General features: G+C 73.9%; 4 protein-coding genes. All 4 read right to left on the minus strand.

Annotated elements, in window-relative coordinates; genetic code table 11:
* Positions 1–97: 97 nt before the first annotated feature.
* Genes WBA97_RS05170 through WBA97_RS05185 form a run of 4 tightly spaced genes read right to left on the minus strand, consistent with a single transcriptional unit; the run spans position 98 to position 25,445 of the window.
* Positions 98–1,153 (minus strand): branched-chain amino acid aminotransferase, encoded by a 1,056-nt coding sequence (locus WBA97_RS05170; RefSeq protein WP_424229522.1) that lies wholly within the window; start codon positions 1,151–1,153, stop codon positions 98–100.
* Between the two features lie 27 nt (positions 1,154–1,180).
* Positions 1,181–1,558, minus strand: a complete 378-nt coding sequence (locus WBA97_RS05175) for a nuclear transport factor 2 family protein (RefSeq protein ID WP_424229523.1) — start codon at positions 1,556–1,558, stop codon at positions 1,181–1,183.
* Positions 1,555–11,472 (minus strand): amino acid adenylation domain-containing protein, encoded by a 9,918-nt coding sequence (locus WBA97_RS05180; RefSeq protein WP_424229524.1) that lies wholly within the window; start codon positions 11,470–11,472, stop codon positions 1,555–1,557. Before WBA97_RS05180 ends, WBA97_RS05175 begins: the two co-directional genes overlap by 4 nt.
* Complete coding sequence (locus WBA97_RS05185) at positions 11,469–25,445, minus strand: amino acid adenylation domain-containing protein (protein ID WP_424229525.1); 13,977 nt, start codon at positions 25,443–25,445, stop codon at positions 11,469–11,471. The genes WBA97_RS05180 and WBA97_RS05185 overlap by 4 nt, the downstream gene beginning before the upstream one ends.
* Positions 25,446–25,480: the final 35 nt, after the last annotated feature.

The following is a 25,480-nucleotide window of genomic DNA, read 5'->3' on the forward strand; positions in this document are numbered from 1 at the left end:
CCGGGCCGGGGGCGGGGCTGGTCGAGCACACGCTGGAGAGCCCGCATGCGCTCGCCGCCCTCGCCGCCGCGGCCGGGGTCGACCTGGCCAGGTGAGGTCAGCGGACCTGGTGCAGCCAGCCGTCCGGGTCCGGCGCGGTGCCGCGCTGCACCGCCATCAGCGCCGACCGCAGCGTGCTCGTCACCGGGCCCATGTCGCCGTCACCGATCACGAAGTCGCCGTCGCGGTCGCGGACCGTGCCGACCGGGGTCACCACGGCCGCGGTGCCGCACGCGAACACCTCGGTGATCGACCCGGCCTCGCACTCCGCACGCCACTGGTCCACCGACACCGGCCGCTCCGCGACCCGGTAGCCGTGCCGTGCGGCGAGCCGCATCAGCGAGTCCCGCGTGACGCCCGGCAGCAGCGTGCCGGTGAGCGGCGTCGTGAACACCTCCGCGTCGGCACCCTTGCCGCGCACGAAGAACAGGTTCATGCCGCCCATCTCCTCGACCCACGTGCGCTCCGCGGCGTCGAGCCACACCACCTGCTGGCAGCCGGCCTCCTGCGCCTTGCGCTGCGCGACGAACGAGGGGCCGTAGTTCGCGGCGCACTTGACGTTGCCGGTGCCGCCCGGCATCGCGCGGGCCTGGTCGCGGGAGATCAGCACCGACACCGGCTCGACCTTGTCACCGAAGAACCCGCCCGCCACGAACGCCATCACCAGGAACAGGTACTCGTCCGACGGGCGCAGCATCAGGTTCACGTCCGTGCCGAACATCAGCGGCCGCAGGTAGAGGCTGTGGTCCGGGTTGTCGGACAGCTCGTGCTGGTCCGCGGACACCAGCTGGTCCACACCGGACACGTACAGCTCCTCCGGCAGTTCCGGCATCGCGAGGCGCGCGGCGGAACGCTGGAACCGGCGGGCGTTCTCGTACGGGCGGAACACCGCCATCGTGCCGTCGGCCTGCCGGAACGCCTTCATCCCCTCGAAGATCACCTGCCCGTAGTGCAGGCCGATGGTGGCCGGGTGCATCGTCAGGTCCGCCATCGGTGCCAGCGAACCACCGTGCCAGCCCAGCTCGGGGCTGTAGCGGAGGCTGTAGAGGCTGCGGGTGAACGCGTCGCCGTGGCCGGGAGAGGTGGTCTCGGGCTTGTCGAGCAGCGAGGTCATCGGATTCTCCTTGGGATAGTGGGAAAGCTAGACGAGCGGGGCGGAGAAGAAGGTCTCGCGACGGGCGAAGCGGCCGTCGGTGCCGAGGGTGAAGAACTCGGCGAAGCGGTGCTGTGCGACCGATCCGTCGCGCTTGGTGCCCGCGAACGAGCCGCGCACGGCGACCTCGTTCCCGGTGACGGCGACGCCGTCGAGAGTGTGCGCGCCACCGGCGATGACGCGTTCGTAGCGGTAGAAGTGGTCCATGCCGGACTGCCCGAGCACCGGCGGGTAGCCGGGCCGGTGGTACTCGGCGTCGTCGGCGAACATCGAGACCAGGCCGTCGATGTCGCCCGCGTCGACGCGGGCGTAGAACTCGTTGGCGAGTCCGGCGGCGGTCTCCGTGCTGATTTCGGCGGTGGTCATGCCCGGGTTCCTTTCAGGTGGGTGGCGACGAGCGCGCCGATCTCGGCCAGCGGGCCGGGGGTGGCGAGGTCACCGTGGCGGCAGGTGATGTCGTGGGTGTGGAGGTGCCCGGTGACGCAGGCCCGCCAGTCGGCGGGGACGGGGGAGTCGGCGGTCTTGTCCTCGGTGGCGCGGACGACGAGCACGTCGCCGTCGAACGTGGCGGTGGTGCCGAGGGCCATGACGTTCCAGTGCGCGGCGAACACCGCCGCGAGCGCGGTGATCCGGTCCGGCGGCAGCCCGCCGAGCGGGCCGGGTTCGGCGAGCACGCGGGCGGCCACGTCGGCCGGGGTCTCGGGGGCGGGCTCGGCCGGGTAGCCGAGCGAGGTCAGCAAGGCTTGCAGGACAACGGCATCTGTCGCGCTCCACTGCCGGTCCGACGGGGTGGTCGGATAGCCGTCGAGCAGTGCCACCAGGCCGACCTCCGCACCCTCGTCGCGGAGTGCGGCGGCGAGCGCGTGGGCGACGTTCGCGCCGAACGACCAACCAAGCAGGTGATACGGACCGTCGGGCCGGACCGCGCGGATCTGCTCCAGGTAGTCCTTCACGAGGTCCGCCATGCTCGCGGGGTGTGCCCCGGGTTCGGACAGGCCGCGTGACTGCAGCGCGTACACCGGGGTGCCGGGGAGGTGGGGCAGCAGTCCTGAGTAGACCCAGCCGATCCCGGCCGCCGGATGCACGCAGAACACCGGTGGCGCGTCTCCGTTGATGCGCAGGGGAAGCAGCACGTCGAGTGCGTCCCCGCTCGCGGTGCCGCCCAGTACTCGGCGGGCGAGCGCGGCCGGGGTGGGTGCCTCGAACACCGTCTGCACGCCGAGCCGCACCCCGAACCGGGTGCCGACCGCGGCCATGAGCCGGGTGGCGAGCAGCGAGTGGCCGCCGAGGTCGAAGAACCCGTCGTCCGGGCCCGCGTCGACGCCGAGCACCTCGGTGAACAACGCGCACAGCGCCGCTTCCTCCCGCGTGGCAGGCGCCCGGCGGGCCGCACGCGTGACCTCCGGGGCAGGCAGGGCCTTCCGGTCGAGCTTCCCGCTCGGGGTGAGGGGCAGCGCGTCGAGCACCACGACCGCGGCGGGCACCAGCAGCTCCGGCAGGCGTTCCCTGGCGTGGGCACGGACCGCGTCCTGGTCCACCTCGCGGGTGGGCACGACGTAGCCGATCAGCCTGCCGTCGCGGGCGATCACCGCGGCCGCGGCCACGTCCGGGTGGGTGCCCAGCGCGGCGGCGACCTCGTCCGGCTCGATCCGCACGCCGCGGATCTTCACCTGGTCGTCCGCGCGGGAAAGGTACTCCAGCGCGCCGTCGGCGTCCCAGCGGACGACGTCACCGGTCCGGTACATGCGCTCGCCGGCGCCGAACGGGCAGGCGACGAACCGTTCGGCGGTGAGCGCGAACCGGCCGTGGTAGCCCCGTGCCAGCTGGACCCCACCGAGGTACAGCTCGCCCGGCACACCGGGCGGCACCGGCCGCAGCGCGGCGTCGAGCACGTACACCGCCGTGTTCCAGACCGGCCGTCCGATCGGCACGGTCGCCGTTGCCTCGCGGCAGGACGCCTGCTGGGCGGTCACGTCCACCGCGGCTTCCGTTGGGCCATAAAGGTTGTGCAGCTCGGCGCCGCACACGGCGGCGAACCGGCGGGCGAGCGCGCTCGGCAGCGCCTCGCCACTGCACACCACGCGGCGCAGGCTCGGGCAACGCAGCCCGGTGTCCTCGAGGTAGGCCACGAACGCGTCCAGCATCGACGGTACGAAGTGGACGGTCGTGACCCGCTGCGTGTCGATGAGGTCGGCCAGGTACGCCGGGTCGCGGTGACCGCCCGGCTTCGCGACGACCAGTGCGGCACCGGTCTGCATGGGCCAGAAGAACTCCCACACCGACACGTCGAAGCTCGACGGCGTCTTCTGCAGCACCCGGTCGTCCGCGTCGAGCGGGTACGCGTGCTGCATCCAGCGCAACCGGTTCACGATCGCGCGGTGCGTCATCAGGACGCCCTTGGGCCGCCCGGTCGAGCCGGACGTGTAGAGCAGGTACGCGGCGTCGTCCTGGTGGACCTCCGGCAGGGCCACGTCCGCCGACTCCAGGTCCCGCAGCGCCGGTTCGTCCAGCACCAGCACGGGATCGGCGTCGCCGATCATGAGCGCCACCCGGTCGGCCGGGTAGCCGGGGTCGACCGGCAGGTACGCGGCACCCGCGCGCTGCACGGCGTGCAGCGCCACCACCAGGTCCACCGACCGGTCGAGATGGACGGCGACGACCCGCTCCCGCTCGGCACCACGCGCCCGCAGCGCCCGTGCGAGCCGCTCGATCCTGTCCTCGACCGCCGCGTACGTGTGTGCGGTCCCGTCGTCGGCGATCAGCGCGACGGCGCCGGGGGTGCGTGCGGCCTGGGCGGTGAACAGCTCCGGCAGAGTCGTGGCGGGCACCGGGTGTGCGGTGTCGTTCCAGCCGGCCAGCACCAGCTCCCGTTCGCCGTCGACCATTACGTCCACAGTGGACAATGGCGCGTCCGGGTCGATGGTGACGGCGGTGAGCACGCGGACCAGGCGGTCGGCCAGCGCGCGGGCGGTGCGCTCGTCGAACAGGTCGTCGCGGTAGGCGAGCGCGCCGTCGAACCCGTCCGTGGTCTCCCGCAACCCGAGCGACAGGTCGAACGCGGCGGACCCGGTCTCCACCGGCACCGGTTCGACGGTGAGCCCTGGCAGTTCGAGCGTCCCGTCGCCGGTGTTCTGCAGTGTCAGTAGCACCTGGCACAGCGGGTGCCTGCTCAGCGACCGCGCCGGGTTCAGCACCTCGACGAGCCGCTCGAACGGCGCGTCCTGGTTGGCGAACGCGGCGAGGTCGGTGGCCCGCACCCGGTCGAGCAGTCCGGTGAACGTCGGGTCGCCCGCCGTGTCGGTGCGCAGGACCAGGGTGTTGACGAAGAATCCGACGAGGTCGTCCAGCGCGGCGTCGGTGCGGCCCGCGACGGGTGTGCCGATCGGGACGTCCGTGCCCGCGCCGAGGCGGGTCAGCAGCGTCGCGAAACCGGCCTGCAGCACCATGAACGGCGTCGTGCCGGTGCGCCGGGCCAGTGCCGTGATCGCCGCGTGCACGTCGGCGCCGAGCCGCACCGGCACGCGACCGCCGGTGTGCGCGGACGTGGCGGGCCTCGGCCGGTCGGCAGGCAGCGACAGCTCGTCCGGCAGGTCGCGGAGGGCATCCTGCCAGTACGCGACCTGGCGGTCGGCCTCGTCGCCGAGCCGGTCTCGTTGCCAGAGAGCGAAGTCCGCGTACTGCACGGGCAGCGGCGCCCACGTCGGTGCCCGGCCTTCGGTCCGTGCCCGGTAGGCGTCGCCGAGGTCACGCATCAGCGGACCCATCGACCAGCCGTCGCACGCGATGTGGTGCATGGTCAGGTAGAGCACGTGCGCGTCCGGCGTCTCCCGGACGATGGCCGCGCGGACCGGCAGCTCGGTGGTCAGGTCGAACGGGGCGGTCACCGCGTCGGCGTCCTCGGCGAGCGGCACGATGACGCCGGTGTGCACCCGCTGCACGGGTTCGCCGTCGACGTCAGGGAACGTGGTCCGCAGCGCCTCGTGCCGCGCCACCACATCCCCGACCGCCGAGGTCAGCGCCGCCACGTCCAGGTCACCCCGCAACCGCAGCGCGACCGGCACCGCGTACGACGGGCCCGCCATCCGGTTCAGGAACCACAACCGCCGCTGCGCGAACGAGAGCGGCACCGCGTCCGGCCGGACCACGGGTACGACCGGCGGCCGCGGCGGCGCTGCGCGGTCGAGGCACGTCGTCAGCCCGGCGGGCGTCGGGTGGGTGAACAGGTCCGCCACGGACAGCTCGACATCGAGCGCGGTGCGGAGCCTGCTGACGAGCCGGGTCGCGAGCAGGGAATGCCCGCCCAGCCGGAAGAAGTCGTCGTCTGTCCCGACGTCCGCCACGCCGAGCAGCTCGGCGAACAGGCCGCACACGATCTCCTCCCGTGGACCGCGTGGCGCACGGGCGCCACCGTCCGGCAGCTCGGGTGCTGGCAGTGCCCGGCGGTCGAGCTTCCCGTTGGCGGTCAACGGAAGCGCGGTCATCGGCACGACCGCGGTCGGCACCATGTGCTCCGGCAGCACCACGGCCAGGTCGGCGAGCAGCGCGGCCGTGTCGAGGTCATCCCTCTGCACCACGTACGCCACGAGGATCGGCAGGCCAGGCCGGTCCTCCCGGACCACAACGGCCGCGTGTGCCACCGCAGGGTGCCCGGTCAGCACCGACTCGATCTCGCCGAGCTCGATGCGGAACCCGCGCAGCTTCACCTGCTGGTCCGCGCGGCCCGCGAACTCCAGGTCGCCGTCGGCGTTGCGGCGCACCAGGTCGCCGGTCCGGTACATGCGCGCACCGGGCTCGTACGGGCACGCGGTGAAGCGCTCGGCGGTCAGGCCGGGCCTGCCGAGGTAGCCGCGGGCGAGGCCCGCTCCGGCCAGGTACAGCTCGCCGGTCACCCCGTCGGGCACCGGGTTCAGGTGCCGGTCGAGCACGTAGGCCCGCATGTTGTCGACGGGACGGCCGATCGGCGGCGGCACGTCGGCGCGGGTGCCGGCGCCGACCGGGCCGCACGTCGCGACGACCGAGGTCTCCGTCGGCCCGTAGTGGTTGACCAGCGTGAACGGGGTGTCCTGGCCGGGCCGCCTGCGCAACGCGTCGCCACCGGTGAGCACCGTGCGCAGCGCGCCGCCCGCCGCGGCGAGGTCGTCGAGCACGACCTCAAGGCGCGGGGTCGGCAGGAAGCAGGTGGTGAGTCCGGAGTGGACGATCCACGCGACGAGCGCGTCCGCGTCGGCGAGCGTGGCGCGGTCGGGCAGGTGCAGCTCGGCGCCCGCGGCGAGGGTCGGCCACAGCTCCCATACGGCGGCGTCGAAGCCCTGGGCCGCGACCTGACCGCCGCGGTCACCCGGCGCGGTGCCGTAGACGCGAAGGTGCCACGCGCACAGGTCGGCGAGGCCGCGGTGGTCCACCACGACACCCTTCGGCCTGCCGGTCGAGCCGGACGTGTAGATCACGTAGGCCGCGTCGCCGGGCGTGACCGGCACCGACACCGGCCCGGCCGCGGCGGGCAGGTCTGCCACACACACCACGGGCACGCCGTCGGCGGTGACCCGGTCCCGGAGCGCGGGTTCGGTGAGGACCAGCGCCGCGTCCGCGTCGGCGAGCATGTACGCGAGCCGGTCGGCGGGGTAGCCGGGGTCGAGCGGCAGGTACGCGGCACCCGCGCGGAGCACGCCGAGCGGTGCGGCGACCGCGTCGAGACCGCGGTGCAGGCAGACGCCGACGAGGTCACCTGGCCGCACGCCGTGTGCGACGAGGTGAGCGGCCACGCGGTTCGCGGCCGCGTCGAGGCCCGCGTAGTCCACCGTGACCGGGGTGAGTCCCTGCCACGTGACGACCGCTGTGGTGTCCGGGGTGGCACAAGCGTGGTCGGCGACCAGCTCCGCCACCGTTCGGAAGGCCGGGGCCGTCGTCGGCCCGGCGTCGGACAGCAGCCGCACGTGCTCGGCATCGCCGAGGATGTCGAGGCGCCCGATCGGTGTCGACGGGTCGGCCGCGGCGGCCGCGAGCAGCCTGCCCAGCCGGGCGAGGAGGGTCTGCGCCGTCGCCGCGTCGAACAGGTCGGTGGCGTACTCGAGCGTGGCGGTCATGCCATCGCCGTGTTCGGACACGACCAGCGCGAGGTCGAACTTCGCGGTGCCGGTGTCGGCGCTCATGTCCGATACCGACAGCCCTGGCCAGGTCGGAGGCTCGCCGCCGCCCGCGTTCTGCAGCACGAGCGTCACCTGGAACAGCGGGTGCAGCCCGAGCGACCGGGCCGGGTTCACCGCCTCGACCACCTGCTCGAACGGCACGTCCTGGTGCGCGTAGGCGGCCAGGTCGGTGTCGCGGACCCTGGCCAGCAACTCGGTGAACGTGGGGTTGCCCTCGGTGTCGGTGCGCAGGACGAGGGTGTTGACGAAGAACCCGACGAGGTCGTCGAGCGCGGCGTCGGTGCGGCCCGCGACAGGAGCGCCGATGGGCACGTCCGTGCCCGCGCCGAGCCGGGTCAGCAGGGCCGCGAGAGCGGCGTGCAGGACCATGAACACGGTGGTGCCACTGGACTTCGCGAGTGCCGTGACCGGCGCCGCGGCGAACGTGGTGGTGGCGAGGGCACCGCGTCCTGACGGCTTCGCCGGGCGTGGCCGGTCGGTCGGCAGGTCGAGCCGTTCCGGCGCCCCGGCGAGGGTGTCGCGCCAGAAGCCCAGCTGGCCATGGAGGTCGAGACCCTGGTGCCACAGCGTGTAGTCCGCGTACTGCACGGCGGGTGGCGGGGTGTCGTCGGCGCGGCAGGCGAGCCGCGCGGTGTAGGCGCGGGCGAGGTCGGCCAGCAGCGGCCCCTTCGACCAGCCGTCGCTCGCGATGTGGTGCAGCGCGAGGACGAGCACGTGCTCGCCGGGCCCTGCGGACCACAGGTGCACGCGCAGCGGCAGGTCGGTCGCCAGGTCGAAACCCCTGGTCGCGGCCGCCGCCAGTGCGTCGTCCAGCTCGGCGGGTGCGACGGTGCGTTCCTCGACCGGCGCGGTGGCCTCGGTCAGCACGCGTTGCACCGGCTCACCGTCGACGACGGGGAACACCGTGCGCAGCGTCTCGTGCCGCGCCACCACGTCCGCGATCGCGGCACGCAGTGCGCCGGTGTCGAGGGTGCCGCGCAGCCGCAGCACCCACGGCGAGTGGTAGGCGGCCGACCCTTCGTGCAGCTGGTCCAGCAGCCACAGACGGCGCTGTGCCGCCGACAGCGGGAGCGGGTCGGGCCGGTCGGCGCACGTGACGAGCGCGGGCCGCGCCTGCCCGGCGGTGGCGGCGCGGGCCGCGAGCGCCGAGGGGGTGGGACAGGTGAACAGGTCCCGGATCGTCAGCTCCACCCCGAGCACCCGGCGCGCGGCGCTGATCAGCCGGATCGCGAGCAGGGAGTGCCCGCCCAGGTCGAAGAACCCGTCGTCCACGCCGACCTCGGCGACGCCGAGCACCTCGGCGAACAGTCCACACAGGATCTCCTCCTGCGCGGTCCTCGGCGCGCCACCACCGGCGGTGTGCTCGGGTGCGGGCAGCGCACGCCGGTCGAGCTTGCCGTTCGGGGTGAGCGGCAGCTCCGTCAGCACGACCACGGCGGACGGCACGAGGTGTTCCGGCAACCGGTCGGCGACGTGCGTGCGGATCGTGGCCAGTGCCCCGTCGCCGGGCTCCGGCACGACGTACGCGACGATCCTGCGGTCGCCGGGCCGGTCCTCGCGCACGAGTACCGCCGCGCGTGCCACCGAAGGGTGGGTGCGGACCGCGGCCTCGACCTCGGCGGGCTCCACCCGGAACCCGCGCACCTTCACCTGCTCGTCGGCGCGGCCGATGTACTCGAGCACGCCGTCCATGCGGGTCCGCACCAGGTCACCGGTGCGGTACATGCGTGTCCCCGGCAGAAACGGGTCGGCGACGAAGCGTTCCGCGGTCGCGCCGGGGGCACCGAGGTAGCCGAGCGCGAGCCCGCCGCCGGTCAGGTACAGCTCGCCGACACCCCCCGGCGGCACGAGGCGCAGGTGTGCGTCCAGGACGTAGCCGCCCTTGCCCGCCACTGGCGTGCCGATCGGGATCGACCGGGCGTTCGTGTCCGCCGGGGTGATGGCGTGCGTGGTGCTGTAGCCCATGCTCTCGGCCGGGCCGTAGCCGTTGGTGAGCCGCAGGTGCGGGAAGTCACGCAGTGCACGGGCCGCGTGCGCGGCGGACGCCGGCTCGCCGCCGGTCAGCGCCCACCGCGCGTTCGCGAACACCGAGGGGTGCTCGTCGAGCACGTGGTTGAACAGACTCGCCGACGCCTTGAACACGGTCACGCCGTGGGTGTCCGCGAGGCGCGCGATCGCGTCCGGGTCCGGCGGGCCCGCCGGGTGCAGCACGCACACGCCGCCGTGCAGCAGCGGGCCGAACACCTCGGTGGCGAACGCGTCCCACGACACCGGCGCGGCCTGCAGCCACACGTCGCCCGCGCCGAACCCGGCGTAGTCCTGGCCGGTGAGGGTGGCGGTCAGCGCGCGGTGCGGCGCCAGCACACCCTTGGGCTCACCGGTCGAGCCGGACGTGAACATCACGACGGCCGGGTCGTCGGGCGCCACCGCGATCGCGGGTGCCGGTGCGTCGGGGACGGTGTGCGGGTCAAGGTCGGTGCCGACCACCACCCGCACCCCGGCCCGCTCGATGATCGACCGCAGCCGCTCGGCGGGGAAACCGGTGTCCAGCAACGTGTACGCGCCACCGGCCTTCAGCACACCGAGCAACGACGCGATCAGTGCGGGGCCGCGGTCGAGGTGCACGCCCACGATCTCGCCGCGCCGATCGCCGAGCGCGGCGGCGATCCGGTTCGCCCACGCGTCGAGTTCGCCGTAGGTGACGGGCACACCGTCCTGCACCAGTGCGGTCCGGGCGGGTTCCTTGGCGGCGACGATCTCGTGCACACAGCGGGTCTCGACCGGGCGGGGCGCGACGACGGTCTGCTCGGTCCCGGTCAGCAAGGGTAGGTCACTGAGCCGGGTGTCCGGGTCGGCCGCGACCGCGGTGAGCAGCCGGACGAGCCGTGTGGCGTGGGCCTCGACGGTGGCGTGGTCGAACAGCGCGGTCGCGTAGTCCCACGAGATCCGCAGGCCCGCCTCCTCGCGGAGGCCGACGGTCATGTCGAACTTCACGGTCCCGGTGCCCAGCGGGAGCACCTCGACGATGCCGGGCGCCGCGACCGGCGTGCCGCCGGATCCGGTGTGCACCAGCATGATCTGGAACAGCGGGTGCCGCGCGAGGGAGCGGCTCGGGTTGACCTCCTCGACGATCCGCTCGAACGGCACGTCCTGGTTGGCGAACGCGTCGAGGTCCGCGTCCCGCACCCGCGAGAGCAGCTCGGCGAAGGTGGGGTCGCCCGAGGTGTCGGTGCGCAGGGCGACGGTGTTCACGAAGAACCCGATGAGCTCCTCGAGTGCCTCGTCTGCGCGGCCGTGTGCCGCGGTGCCGAACACGAGGTCGGTGCCCGCGCCGTACCGGGTCAGCAGCGCGGCGAGTGCGGCCCGCACCACGGTGAACGTCGTGGTCCCCGCCCCGGCGGCGAGTGCCGACAGCGCCCCGTGGGTCGCGGCGTCGACCGACGCGGTGACCGTGCCGCTGCTGTGCGCGGGTGCCGTGCCGCGTGCGCGGTCGGCCGGGAACCCGGTCTCCTCCGGCATTCCGGCGAGCGTGCCGGCCCAGTAGGCGATCTGCCGTGCGACGCGGCTGTCCGGGTCGGCCGGGTCGCCGAGCACCTCCTGCTGCCAGTACGTGAAGTCCGCGTACTGCACGGGCAGCTCCGGCAGGCACGGGTCGCTGCCCGCCGCCCTGGCGGCATACGCGGTGGTGAGGTCGGCGACGAGCCTGCCGACGGACGCGCCGTCCACCGCGATGTGGTGCAGCACCACCAGCAGCACGTGCTCTCCGTCCACAGTGAACAGACGGACCAGCATCGGTGGCGCCTCGGTCAGGTCGAAGACGGTCCCGGTCGCCTCGGCCAGCGCCGCGTCCAGGTCGTCGACCCGCTCGGCACGCAGTTCCTGGCGCTGCGCGGGCAGCACGACCTGCCGAGGTGAACCGTCGACCTCCGGGTACGCGGTGCGCAGCGACTCGTGCCGGGTCACCACGTCACCGAACGCCGCCGCGAGCGCCGCGACGTCGAGCGGGCCTCGGAACCGCAGTGCCACCGGCACGTTGTACGTCGTCCCGGGGTCCATCCGGTGCAGCAGCCACAGTCGCTGCTGGGCGAAGGAGAGCGGGGCGGACACGGACGGGGGAGTGGACAGGCTGGTCACAGGGCCTCCTCGGGCCGGGGCCTGCGGCGCAGGGCCGGGCGTGCCCGCTCGGCCGCGCCCAGTCGTCCGACCAGGGCGGCCACCGTGCGGGTCTCGAACACGGACTTCAGCGACAGCTCGACGCCGAACGCGGCGCGGACGCGACTCACGAGCCGGGACACCAGCAGCGAGTGGCCGCCGAGGACGAAGAAGTCCTCGTCCACCCCGACGCCGCCGGGCAGGCCGAGCAGCTCGGCGAAGAGGCCGCAGAGGACCTCCTCCTGCGGGGTGCTCGGGGCGCGCCCCGATGGCCGGTCCGCGTGGGTCGGTGCTGGCAGCGCGGCGCGGTCGAGCTTGCCGTTCGGGTTGAGCGGCAACGCGTCGAGCAGCACGTAGGCCGACGGGCGCAGGTGCTCGGGCAGCGCGGTCTCTGCGTGTGCACGCAGGTCGTCGGCGGTGAGCCCCGGCTCGGGCACGACGTAGCCGACGAGCCGCCTGTCGCCGGGGGAGTCCTCGCGGACCACGACGGCGCAGCGCCGCACCCCGGCATGCGTGGCGAGCACGGCCTGGACCTCGCCGGGCTCGATGCGGAACCCGCGGATCTTCACCTGGTCGTCGGCGCGGCCGACGAACTCCAGGTCCCCGTCGGCACGCCACCGCACCAGGTCACCGGTGCGGTACATCCGGGTGCCGGGCTCGAACGGGCAGGCGACGAACCGCTCCGCGGTGAGCGCCGGCTCGTCGAGGTAGCCGTGTGCCGACCCGGTCCCGGTGACGTACAGCTCACCAGGCACCCCGGCGGGCACCGGTGCCAGCCGCGCGTCCAGCACGTAGGAACGCTTGCCGGACAGGGACTTCCCGATCGGCACGGTGCTGCCCTCGGTGTCCTCGGTGCGCACGTCGTGGCAGCTGGTGTAGATCATGTGCTCGACCGGGCCGTACGCGTGCACCAGCCGCACGTGCGGATGGTCGCGGCGCACCCGCGCCATGTGGCCTGGCGACACGGCCTCGCCGCCGGTCATCACCTGCCGCACCCCGGCGAACATGGCCGGGTACTCGTCGAGCAGGAAGTTGAACAGGCTGGTCGACAGGAACAGCGTCGTGACGCCGTGTTCGGTGGTGAGCGCGGCGATCCGGCTCGGCTCCGGCACCGGACCCGGCTGCAGCACACAGGTCGCGCCGTGCAGCAACGGCCCGAACAGCTCCAGAGCGAACGCGTCCCACGGCATCGGCGCGCACTGCAGCCACACCTGGCCGGCGTCGAGGTCGGCGTAGGACTGGCCGAGCAGCGTGCCGGTGACCGCCCGGTGCGGCGCGACGACGCCCTTCGGCTTGCCCGTGGATCCGGACGTGAACATCACGCACGCCGTGTCCTCGGGGGTCACGTCCACTGAGGGTGGCGTGGCGGGCAGTCCGTCCGGCACGAACGTGACGTCCAGGAACCCGATGTCGGTGGCCACGTTCTGGCCCAGCCAGGCGATGCCAGCCGCGTCCGTGGCGACGAGCCGCGCCGAGGTGGCGTCGAGGATGGCGTGCACGCGGGCGGCGGGGAAGCGGGGGTCGAGCATGGTGTACCCGGCGCCTGCCTTGAGGATGGCGAGCACCGCGATCACCGTGTCGGCGCCGCGATCCAGTCGCACGGCGATCAGCTCGCCCGGCCGCACGCCGCTCGCCACCATGCGGTGCGCGAGGCGGTTGGCGCGGGTGTCCAGTTCCGCGTAGGTGACGGGCATGCCGTCCGCGACGAGCGCCACGGCGCCGGGGGTGGCGGCGGCGTGGGCCGCGACCACCTCGTGCACGCACACCGCGGTGTCCGTGGCGGGGGTGCCCGCCCACGCGCCGGTGAGCAGGTCCCGCTCTACCGGGTCGAGGAGGTCGATCGCGCCGATCCGCACGGCCGGGTCGGCGGCGACGGCGGCGAGCACCCGGCCCAGCCGGGTGACGAGCGCCGTCGCCGTGTTCGCGTCGAACCGGTCGGCCGCGTACTCCATGGCGCCGTCGAGTCCGTGGCCGGACTCACGCATGGCGAGCACGAGGTCGAACTTGGCCGCACCGGTCGCCACCGGCGTCACCGTGGTGTCGAGTCCTGGCAGCGTGAAGTCGGCCTCCGCGTTGTTCTGCAGCACCACCATGTGCTGGAACAACGGGGTCCGGTCCGCGACCCGCGCCGGGTTGAGCGCCTCAACGAGGTGCTCGAACGGCACGTCCTGGTGGTCGTAGGCGGCGAGGTCGGCCGCACGCACTCGCGCCAGCAACTCCGTGAACGACGGGTCGCCCTCGGTGTCGGTGCGCAGGACGATGGTGTTGACGAAGAACCCGACGAGGTCGTCGAGCGCGGCGTCGGCGCGGCCCGCGACAGGTGCGCCGAGCGGGATGTCGGTGCCCGCGCCGTGCCGGGTCAGCAGCGTCGCGAACGCGGCCTGCAGCACCATGAACAGCGTCGTCCCGGTCCGGCGGGCCAGTGCCACCAGCGCCTGGTGCACGTCGTCCGGCACGGTCACCGGCGCCAGCCCGCCCCGGCTCGTACCGCCCCGAGGGTGGTCGACCGGCATCGGCACGACGTCGGGCAGCCCGGCGAGTGCGTCCCGCCAGTGCGCGAGCTGCGCCTCGGCGGTCGCGGCGAGCAGGTCCTGCTGCCACAGCGTGTAGTCGGCGTACTGGACCGGCAGCGGTGTCCACTTCGGACGATCACCATCGGCCCGTGCGGTGTAGGCGGTGGCGAGGTCGGTGAGCAGGGGGCCCATCGACCACCCGTCCGCGGCGATGTGGTGCACGGCCAGCACGAGCACGTGCTCGTCCGCGCCGGCCCGCAGCAGCGTCGCCCGGCACGGCAGTTCCGCGGTCAGGTCGAAGGCGTACGCCCCGGCATCGGCGACCGCGGTGTCCATATCGGACACCTCGGTGACGGGGATGGACAGGTGAACCCCGTCGGCGGGCCGGATCACCTGCCGGGGCACCCCGTCCACCGCGGGGAACGTCGTGCGCAGCGCCTCGTGCCTGCCGACCACGTCACCCAGCGCCGCGCGCAAGGCGTCGACGTCCAGGGGGCCGCGCAGCGCCAGCGCGTGCGCCACCACGTAGGCGGCGTCCGGTCCGCGCAACTGGTCGAGGAACCACAGCCTGCTCTGCGCTGGCGAGAGCGGTAGGTCGTCGGTCCGCTCCACGGGCACGAGCGGTGGCCGCGTGTCGGCGCTGCCGTCGAGCCGGGCCGCCAGTTCGCGCACCGTCGGCGCGGCGAAGACATCGGCCACCCCCGCCGCGACGTCGAGCGCGGTCCGCACCCGGCTGACCAGCCGTGCCGCGAGCAGCGAGTGCCCGCCCAGATCGAAGAACCCGCTGTCGACCCCGACCTCGGGCACGCCGAGCACCTCGGCGAACAGCCCGCACAGGATCTCCTCCCTGGCCGTGCGTGGCGCCGTCCTCCCGTCGGCCTCGGCGACGGGCGCGGGCAGTGCGGCGTGGTCGAGCTTGCCGTTCTGCGTGATCGGCAGCGCGTCGAGCAGCACGCACGCCGACGGCCGCAGGTGGTCGGGCAGCCGCTCGGCCGCGTGGCTCCGCAGCGCCACCGCCGTGAGACCGGGTGCACCGACCACGTACGCGACGAGCCGCTTGTCGCCAGGCTGGTCCTCGCGGACCACCACCGCGCACCGCCGCACCGCCGGGTGCGTGGCCAGCACGGCCGCCACCTCGCCCGGTTCGACGCGGAAGCCGCGGATCTTCACCTGGTCGTCGGCGCGACCGAGGTAGTCGAGGACGCCGTCCGCACGCCGCCGCACCAGGTCGCCGGTGCGGTACATCCGCATGCCCGGCCGGAACGGGTCGGCCACGAAACGCGCCGCGGTCAGGCCCGGCTGCCCGAGGTAGCCGTGCGCGAGCGTGCCCGCCATGTACGCCTCGCCGGGCACGCCGACGGGCACCGGCGCGAGCCGGTCGTCCAGCACGTGCACGACCGTGCCCGCGATCGGCAGCCCGACCGGGATGGCGGGCAGTGCCGTGTCCGCCCTGGTGATCGGGTGGCAGAGCGTGAAGATGGTGTTCTCGACGGGGGAGTAGCCGTTGACGAGCCGCAGGTCCGGGTGCCTGGCCAGGAGCGTGTCCACATGCGACACAGAGGCCGGTTCGCCACCGGTCATGACCTGGCGGACGCCCTCGAACGTGGCCGGGTGCTCGTCGATCAGGTGGTTCAGCAGGCTCGCCGACACGTGCATCGTCGTCACCCGCTCTGCCGACACCAGGTCCGCGATCGTCGCCGGATCGGTGTGGGTGCCCGGCAACAGCACGCACGTGCCGCCGGTCAGCAGCGGTCCGAACAGCTCCAGCGCGAACGCGTCCCACGAGACGGGCGAGCACTGCAGCCACACCTCGTCGCTCGCGAAGTCCACATAGGACTGTCCGAGCAGGGTCGCGGCGAGTGCCCCGTGTGGGGTGACGACACCCTTCGGCGTACCCGTCGAGCCCGACGTGAACATCACGCACGCGGCGTCGCCGGGCGTCACGGCCACCGGCGGCGGCGTGGCGTGCCCGGCCGCGCCCGGTGCGATCGCGACCACGTCGGCGGGCAGTCGCGCCGGGTCGTCGGTGACCACCGCGGTCACGCCGGACAGCACCGCCGCGATGCGGGCGTCCGGCAGGCGGGGGTCGAGCATCGTGTACGCCGCACCCGCGCCCAGCACTCCCAGCACGGACACGACGAGGTCGGCGTTCCGGTCGAGCAGCACCCCCACGAGGTCGCCCGGCCGCACACCGCGTGCCACCAGGTCGTGCGCGACCCCGTTGGCGCGGGTGACCAGGTCACGGTAGGTGAGCCGGATGCCGTCCGCGACCACCGCGACGGCCGCCGGGGGCTGGTCCGCGACGATCTCGTGCAGTGGCCGCACCGGCGCCGCTGCGGGTCCGGTTCCCTTGCCGTGCAACCAGTTCCGTTCATCCGCCGACAACAGGTCCACGTCGGCGACCACGGTGTCCTGGTCCTCGGCCACCGCCGTGAGCAGCCGCGCCAGGTGGGTCAGGAAGCGTTCGACCGTGGTCCGGTCGTACAGGTCGGTCGCGTACTCGAGATAGCCCGTCAGCCCGTCGGCGGTCTCGGTGACCGCGAGGGTCAGGTCGAACCTGGCGACGGTGTTCGGCACCGGCTCCGGCACGCACGTGGTGCCCGCGAGGCCGACGGCCGCGTCACCGGCGTTCTGCACGACCAGCATCACCTGGAACAGTGGGTGCCGGTCGGGCGACCGGCGGGGGTTGAGGTCCTCCACGACCTGCTCGAACGGCACGTCCTGGTGGTCGAGTGCGGCGAGGTCGGCCTCCCGCACCCGGTCGAGCAGCGTCCGGAAGGTCGGCTGACCCGACGTGTCGGTGCGCAGCGCGAGGGTGTTGACGAAGAACCCGACGAGGTCGTCGAGGCCCGCGTCGGTGCGGCCAGCGGTCGGGGTGCCGACCACGATGTCGTGGCCCGCGCCGTGCCGCGACAGCAGCGCGGCGACCGCGGCGTGCAGCACCATGAACGGCGTCGTCCCGGTACTCCTTGCGAGGTCGAGCAGAGCCGGGGGAAGCGAAACGGGCACCGTGGCGCCCCGGTGGCTCGCCGTCGTGGGCCGGGGCCGGTCGGCGGGCAGCGTCACGAGCCCCGGCAGGCCGGCGAGCACCGACCGCCAGTGCGCGAGCTGGGCCTGCGCCGTCGAGTCGAGCAGCTCCCGGTGCCACAGCGCGTAGTCCACGTACTGCACCGGCAGCGGCGTCCACTCGGGACGGTCGCCCGCGCGGCGGGCCGCGTAGGCGGCGGCGAGGTCGGTGAGCAGCGGCCGCATCGACCAGCCGTCACCCGCGATGTGGTGCAGCGTCACGAGAAGCAGGTGCTCGTCGTCGCCGGTGGTCAGCAGCCGGACCCGCAGCGGGGTCTCGGTGGCGAGGTCGAACGGGTGCCGCGCCTCGGCCGCGATCACGACGGCCGGGTCGGCGGTGGGCAGGACCTCGACCGCGCTCGCACCCGCCAGCACCCGCTGGTGCGGTACCCCGTCCACCGCAGGGTAGACGGTACGGAGCACCTCGTGCCGGTCGGCGACATCGGCGACCGCGGCGGTCAGCGCGCCGGCGTCGACCGGGCCGGTGACGCGGGCGGCGAACTGGACGTTGTAGGTCGCGGCGTCGTGCTGTTCCGCGAACCACAGGCGTGCCTGCGCGGCCGACAGTGGCGGCTCCTCTGGCCGCTCCGCCCGCACGAGCGCGGGCCGCGCCACGCCTTCGGTGTCCAGGCGGGTGGCGAGACCGGCGACGGTCGGGGTGGCGAACACGTCCCGGATGCCAAGGTCCGCGCCGAACGCGGCACGCACCCGGCCGACCAGCTTCGCCGCCAGCAGCGAATGCCCGCCGAGCGCGAAGAACCCGTCGTCCACGCCGACCTCGGCGACGCCGAGCACCTCGGCGAACAGCCCGCACAGGATCTCCTCCCGCGCGGTCCTCGGCGCGGCACCCTCCCCGGCCCACTCGGGCGCAGGCAGGGCGGACCGGTCGAGCTTGCCGTTGGCCGTGCGCGGCAACGCGTCGAGCGCCACGAACGCGGAGGGCACCAGGTGGTCGGGCAGCCGTCCGGCGAGGAACTCCCGCGCCGCGGCCGCTGTCACGTCACCCACCACGTAGGCGACGATGCGGTCATCGCGGACCACGACGGCGGCCTGCCGCACGCCGGGGTGCGCGGTCAGCGCGTCGGCCACCTCCGAGGGCTCCACCCGGAACCCGCGTACCTTCACCTGGTCGTCGGCGCGGCCGAGGAACTCGACCACCCCGTCCGGCCGCATCCGCACCAGGTCACCGGTGCGGTACATGCGCGTCCCCGGCAGGAACGGGCAGGCCACGAACCGCTCGGCGGTCACCGAGGGCTGGCCGGTGTAGCCGTGTGCGAGGCCAGGCCCCGCCATGTACAGCTCGCCAGGCACCCCCGGCGGCACCAACCCGAGGGCGGCGTCCAGCACGAAGACCCGCTTGCCCGTCACGGGCACCCCGACCGGCACGATCCCGGCGTCCACATCGGACCCGTCGATGGTCCGGCACAGCGTGAAGATCATGTTCTCGGCGGGGGAGTAGCCGTTCACCAGCCGCAGGCCAGGGTGTTCGGCCAGCAGGCGCGCCACGTGCGGCACCGAAGCCGCCTCACCGCCGGTCATCACCTGCCGCAGGCCGGTGAACGCGGCCGGGTGCTCGTCGACGAGGTAGTCGAGCAGGCGTGCCGACACGTGCAGCGTCGTCACCCCGTGTGCGGCCACGAGGTCCGCGATCACCGCGGGCTCCGGCCGCTGACCAGGGTGCAGCACGCAGACCGCGCCGTGCAGCAGTGGGCCGAACAGTTCGAGCGCGAACGCGTCCCACGACACCGGCGAGCACTGCAGCCACACGTCGTCGGCCGCGAAGTCCACATAGGACTGTCCGAGGAGGGTCGCGGTCAGTGCCCGGTGCGGCGCGGCGATCCCCTTCGGCCGCCCGGTCGACCCCGAGGTGAACATCACGCACGCCAGGTCCTCCGGCCCGACGGCGACGTCCGGCGCGGTGGCCGGGCCGTCGGCCGCCGGGGTCACCGTGCGGGTGCCGTCGACGGCAGCGCCGACCACGACCGCCACCCCGGCCTGCCTGGCGACCGCCGCGAGCCGTGCGGCCGGGAAGTCCTGGTCGAGCATCGTGTACGCGGCACCCGCCTTGAGCACGCCCAGCACCGCGACCACCAGGCCCGCGTCGCGGGCGAGCCCGACACCCACGGTGTCCCCTGGCCGCACGCCGGCGGCGATGAGCTGGTGCGCCAACCGGTTCGCCCGCACGTCGAGGTCGCCGTAGGTCGTGGACCCGGTGTGGTCGACCAGCGCGACCGCGCCCGGCGTCCGCAGGGCCACGTCGGCGATCATGGCGTGCACGGTCTCCGCGTGCACCGGAACCGCGACCCCGGACCGGCTGCCGAGCAACGCGGCACGGTCCTCGTCGGCGAGCATCGGCAGCTGCCCCAGCGGGGTGTCCGGTGCCAGCACGGCCGCGCTCAGTAGCCGCACGAACCGGTCGGCGATGGCGATCGCCGTGCCCGCGTCGAACAGGTCGGTGGCGTACTCCAGGATGCCGGTGACCCCGCCGTCGCCGCGTTCGTCGAGGATCAGCGACAGGTCGAACTTCGCGACCCCGGTCGGCGCGGCCACCGTCGACGCCGCCAGCCCCGGCAGGTCGGGCAGCGCGTCCGCGACGTCCTGCCGCAGTGCCAGCATCACCTGGAACAGCGGGTGGTGCGCGGTCGACCGCGCCGGGTTGAGCCGCTCGACGAGCCGGTCGAACGGCAGGTCCTGGTGGTCGTAGGCGGCGAGGTCGGTGGCGCGCACGCGGCCCAGCAGCTCGGCGAACGTCGGGTCGCCCTCGGTGTCGGTGCGCAGCACGAGCGTGTTGACGAAGTACCCGACGAGGTCGTCGAGCGCCTCGTCCGTGCGGCCGGCGACCGGGGTGCCGACGGGGATGTCACTCCCCGCGCCGTGCCTGCTCAGCAGCGCGGCGAACGCGGCGTGCAGCACCATGAACAGCGTGACCCGCTCGGCCGCCGCGAAGGCGGTCAGCTCGCGGTGCAGTGCCGGTGGCAGCGTCACGGGCACGGTCGCGCCCCGGTGGCTCGGCACGGCCGGGCGTGGCCGGTCGGCAGGCAGCCGCAGCTCGGCCGGCGCGCCGGCGAGGGTCGTCCGCCAGTGGTCGAACTGGTCGTCGCCCACCTCGTCGAGCACCTGGCGCTGCCACAGCGCGTGGTCCGCGTACTGGACCGGCAGCGGGGCCCACTCCGGAGCCGAGCGGGAGAGCCTGGCGCGGTAGGCGGTGGCGAGGTCGGCGACCAGCGGGCGCAGCGACCAGCCGTCACCCGCGATGTGGTGCAGGACCAGCACGAGCACCCAGTCGTCGCCGGTGCGCAGCAGCGTGGTCCGCAGGGGCGGCTCGGTGGCGAGGTCGAACGGCTCACGGGCCAGCCCGGCCACCTCGCCGCTGTCGAGCACGCGGACGACCGGCGCGTCGGTGGTCACCCGCTGGCACGGGTCGCCGTCGAACACCGGGAACGTGGTGCGCAGGATCTCGTGTCGCGCCACCACATCCGCGACGGCCGCCCGCAGCGCGGCCACGTCGAGCGCGCCACGCAGTCGCAGCGCGACCGGGATGTTGTAGGTGGCGGACGGCCCGTCGAGCTGGTGCAGGAACCACAGCCCGGACTGCATCGGCGACAGCGGCACGACCGAGGGCCTGGTCGTCGCGGTGAGCGGCGGCCGCGCGGCACCGGCGGTGTCGAGGGCACGGGCCAGGTCGGCGAGCGTGGCGGCGGTGAACACGTCCCGCACCCCCGCGTCGACCCCCAGCACCGACCGGATCCGGCCGGCGAGCCGCGCCGCGAGCAGCGAGTGCCCGCCGAGCGCGAAGAACCCGTCGCCGAGCCCGACGCTGTCGCTCGGCAGGCCGAGTACCTCGGCGACCAGCCCGCACAGGATGCGTTCCCGTGCCGTGCGTGGCTCCTGCCGCCGGGCCGTCGGCGTGGCGGGGGCGGGGAGCGCGGCGCGGTCGAGCTTTCCGTTGGGGGTCATGGGAAGCGTGTCGAGCAGGACGTACGCGGCGGGCCGCAGGTGCTCGGGCAGCACGCGGGCGGCGTGGTTACGCAGGTCGGCCACCGCGCCGTCGGCCACCAGGTACGCGACCAGTCGCTGGTCACGAACCACGACGGCGCCGTGCCGCACGGACTCGTGCCTCAGTAGCGCGGCGAGCACCTCACCGGGTTCGACGCGGAAGCCGCGGATCTTCACCTGGTCGTCGGCGCGGCCGAGGTAGTCGAGGACGCCGTCGGCGCGGCGGCGCACCAGGTCACCGGTGCGGTACATGCGCTTCCCCGGCCGGAACGGGTCGGCGACGAACCGGGTGGCCGTCAGGCCGGGCTGACCGAGGTAGCCGTCGGCGAGCGCGCCGCCCATGTAGACCTCGCCGGGCACCCCGACGGGTACGGGCCGCAGTCCCGCGTCGAGGACATAGGCCTGCTTGCCCGCGATCGGCAGCCCGACCGGGATGGCGGGCAACCTGGTGTCGGCACGGGTGATCCGGTGGCAGAGCGTGAAGATGGTGTTCTCGACGGGGGAGTAGCCGTTGACGAGCCGCAGGTCCGGGTGCCGGTCGAGCAGCGTCCGCACATGTGGCACCGACGCCGCCTCGCCACCGGTCATCACCTGCCGGACACCCTCGAACGTCGACGGGTGCTCGTCGATCAGGTGGTTGAGCAGGCTCGCGGAGACGTACAGGGTCGTGATCCGCGCGTCCCGCACGAGGTCCGCGATGACGGCCGGGTCGGTCACGTGCCCCGGTTGCAGCACGCAGGTCGCGCCGGACAGCAGCGGCCCGAACAACTCGAGCGCGAACGCGTCCCACGACACTGGCGAGCACTGCAACCAGACCTCGTCGGCCGCGAAGTCCACATAGGACTGACCGAGGAGGGTGCCTGCCAGCGCGGCATGAGAGGTCACGACGCCCTTGGGGCGGCCGGTCGAGCCGGACGTGAACATCACGCACGCCGCGTCCTCGGGCGATATCGGCACGACCGGCGCGGTCGCGGGGCGGTTCTGGGCCTCGGGCGGTACGACCACGGCCGAACCCAGGGTCGTGCCAGGCATGGCGATCACATGCCGCATCCCGGCCGCCTCGGCCACGGTTTCCAGCCGCTCCTGGGGGAAGCGCGGGTCGAGCACGGTGTACGCCGCACCCGCGGTCAGCGCCGCGAGCACGGCGACGACGAGCGAGACGTCCCGGTCGAGCAGGACACCGACGATCTCGCCCTGCCGCACACCCTGCGCGACGAGCTCGTTGGCGAGCCGGTTGGCGCGGGCCACCAGCCCGGCGTAGGTCACCCGTTCGGTCCCCGACACCACGGCGATCGCGTCGGTGGCGGCCAGGTCGTGCAGGCGGCGCGTGACCGTCGGCAGGTCCGGACCGGTGCCCCACGCAGCCAGTCGAGTGCGCTCGGCGTCGTCCAGCAGGTCGGCGGCACCGAGGCGGGTACCGAGGTCGGCCGCCAGCGCGGTCAGCATCCTCGTGAGTCCCCGGCCGAACCGCTCGGCCGTGGCCCGGTCGAACAGGTCGGTCGCGTAGGCGAGCCTGCCCGCCAGCCCGCCGCCGGTCTGCTCGGCGAGGTCGATGGTGAGGTCGAACTTCGCGACGTCCAGGTCCACCACGTGGTGCTCGGCGGCCAGGTCGCCGAAGTCGGGGGTGGCGGGCGGGGTGTTCTGCAGGACCAGCATCACCTGGAACAGCGGGTGCCGCGCGAGCGAGCGGTCCGGGTTCACCAGCTCGACGAGCCGGTCGAAGGGCAGGTCCTGGTGGTCGTAGGCGGTGAGGTCGGCGGTCAGCACCCGCGCCAGCAGGTCCGCGAACGTCGGGTCGCCGGCCGTGTCGGTGCGCAGGGCCAGGGTGTTGACGAACAGCCCGACGAGGTCGTCGAGGGACTCGTCCGCCCGGCCCGCGACCGGCGTGCCGATCACGACGTCCGTGCCCGCGCCAAGCCGGGTGAGCAGCGCGGCGAGACCGGCGTGCAGCACCATGAACAGGGTCGTGCCGGTGCGCCTGGCGACCCCCAGCAACGCGTCGTGCAGGTCCGCGCCGATGGTGAGCGGCACGGTGTCGCCGTCGGCCGACCGCACTGCCGGGCGCGGCCGGTCCGCCGGTGGCGTGCACTCGCCGGAGACCCCGGCCAGCGCGGCCAGCCAGTACGCCTCCTGCGCGGCGAGGTCGCCGGTGGTCCGCTCCCACAGTGCGTAGTCCGCGTACTGCACCGGCAGGACCGGCCACCCCGGCGCGTGTCCGCCGGACCGCGCGCGGTAGGCGGTGGCGAGGTCACGCAGCAGCGGGGTGGTGGACCAGCCGTCGCCCGCGATGTGGTGCAGGACAAGGAGAAGCGTGTTGCCCACCAGGTGCGCGCGCAGCGGCGGCTCGGTGGCGAGGTCGAACGGCACCGACGCGAGGGTCTCGAGGTTCGCGGTGTCGTGCTCGGTCCAGGACGGGGCCGCGTCGACGACCTGCTGCACCGGCGTGCCGTCCACGACAGGGAAGACCGTCCGCAACGCTTCGTGCCTGGCTACGACGTCACCGAGAGCGGTCCGGAGCGCGTCGCGGTTCAGGTCGCCGCCGAACCGGACGGTGATCGGGATCGTGTAGGTCGCGCCGCCCTCGACCTGGTCGGAGAACCAGATCCGGGCCTGCGCGGAGGACAGCGGCACCCGCTCGGGCCGTGGCCCCGAGGTCGGCGCGGGGCGGGCGGTCGCCGCCGAGCCGGTCAGTGCCGCGATCGTGGCCGGGGTGCGGGTCGCGAACACGTCGGCGATCCGCAGCTCCACCCCGAGCGTGGCGCGCACCCGGCTGATGAGCGTCGCGACGAGCAGCGAATGCCCGCCCAGCGCGAGGAAGTCGTCGTCGACACCGATCTCCGGCACGCCGAGCAGTTCGCTGAACAGCCCGCACAGCACGGCTTCGCGTTCGGTGCGTGCCTCGCCGCCGGAACCCGTCGCCAGCACGGGTTCCGGCAGCGCGGCCCGGTCGAGCTTGCCGGTCGGCGTCAGCGGTAACGCGTCCAGCGCCACCACGACCGACGGCACCAGGTGCTCGGGCAGCCGCTCGGCGGCGTACGCCCGCAGATCGGTGCCGGTGTCGGTCACCGCGTAGGCGACGAGCCGCCGGTCGCCCGGCCTCGGTTCCCACACGGTCACCGCCGCCTGCCGCACGGCCGGGTGCGCGGTCAGCGCGGCCTGGATCTCGGCAGGCTCGACGCGGAAGCCGCGGATCTTGATCTGGTCGTCCGCGCGGCCGTGCAGCGTCACCACACCGTCGCGGCGCACCCCCAGGTCACCGGTCCGGTACATGCGTGTCCCCCGGCGGAACGGGTTCGCGACGAACCGCTCGGCCGTGAGCCCCGGCTGCCCGACGTAGCCGTCGGCGAGTCCAGGCCCTGCCATGAAGATCTCGCCTGCCGTGCCGTCCGGCACCGGCCGCAGGTCCGCGCCGAGCACGTACACGTCCTTGCCCGCCAGCGGGACGCCGACCGGCACCGAGGGCAACGCCGTGTCGGCGGGGGTGATCCGGTGGCACAGTGTGAAGATCGTGTTCTCGACGGGGGAGTAGCCGTTGACCAGCCGCACGTCCGGGTACCGGGCAAGCAGCGTGGCGAGGTGCTCGCGTGACGGCGCCTCGCCGCCGGTCATCAGTTCGCGGACCCCGGCGAGTGCGTCCGGGTACTCGTCGACGAGCAGGTTGAGCAGCCCGCACGAGACGTGCAGCGTGGTCACCCGGTGTTCGGTCAGCAGGCGCGCGATCACCGATGGCTCGGGTGTCTCACCCGGCTGCAGCACGCACACCGCGCCGGACAACAGGGGCCCGAACAGCTCCAACGCGAACGCGTCCCACGACACCGGCGAGCACTGCAACCACACGTCGCCGGCCGCGAAGTCCACATAGGACTGGCCGAGCAGGGTGGCGGTCAGCGCCCGGTGCGGGGCGGCGACGCCCTTCGGGGTGCCGGTGGACCCGGACGTGAACATGACGCACGCGAGGTCGTCCGGCCCGACGGTCACCGGTGGCGGGACATCGACCATTCCGGTCGAAGGCGCGACCGTGGTGCACTCGTCGAACCCGTTGTCGGTGACTACGACCCGGACCCCGGCCTGCGTGCACACGGCGGCCAGGCGGCTTGCCGGGAACCGGGGGTCGAGCATCGTGTACGCCGCGCCCGCCTTCAGGACGGCGAGTACCGCGACCACCATGTCCACGCCACGCGGCAGGCACACGCCGACGACCGCGCCCGGCCGCACGCCGTGCGCGACGAGGTCGTGGGCCAGCCGGTTCGCCCGGCCGTCCAGTTCGCCGTAGCCGACCGTGCCGTCCTGGGTCACGAGTGCCGTCGCGGCCGGGGCCGCAGAGGCGACCGAGGCGAACACGTCGTGCACGCCGCCCGCCACCACCGATTGCTCGCTCATGTCGCTGTCCGTCTCCGGGTCTTCCGTCGTGATGG

Source organism: Actinophytocola sp. (genome assembly GCF_049647105.1).
Lineage (GTDB): Bacteria > Actinomycetota > Actinomycetes > Mycobacteriales > Pseudonocardiaceae > Actinophytocola.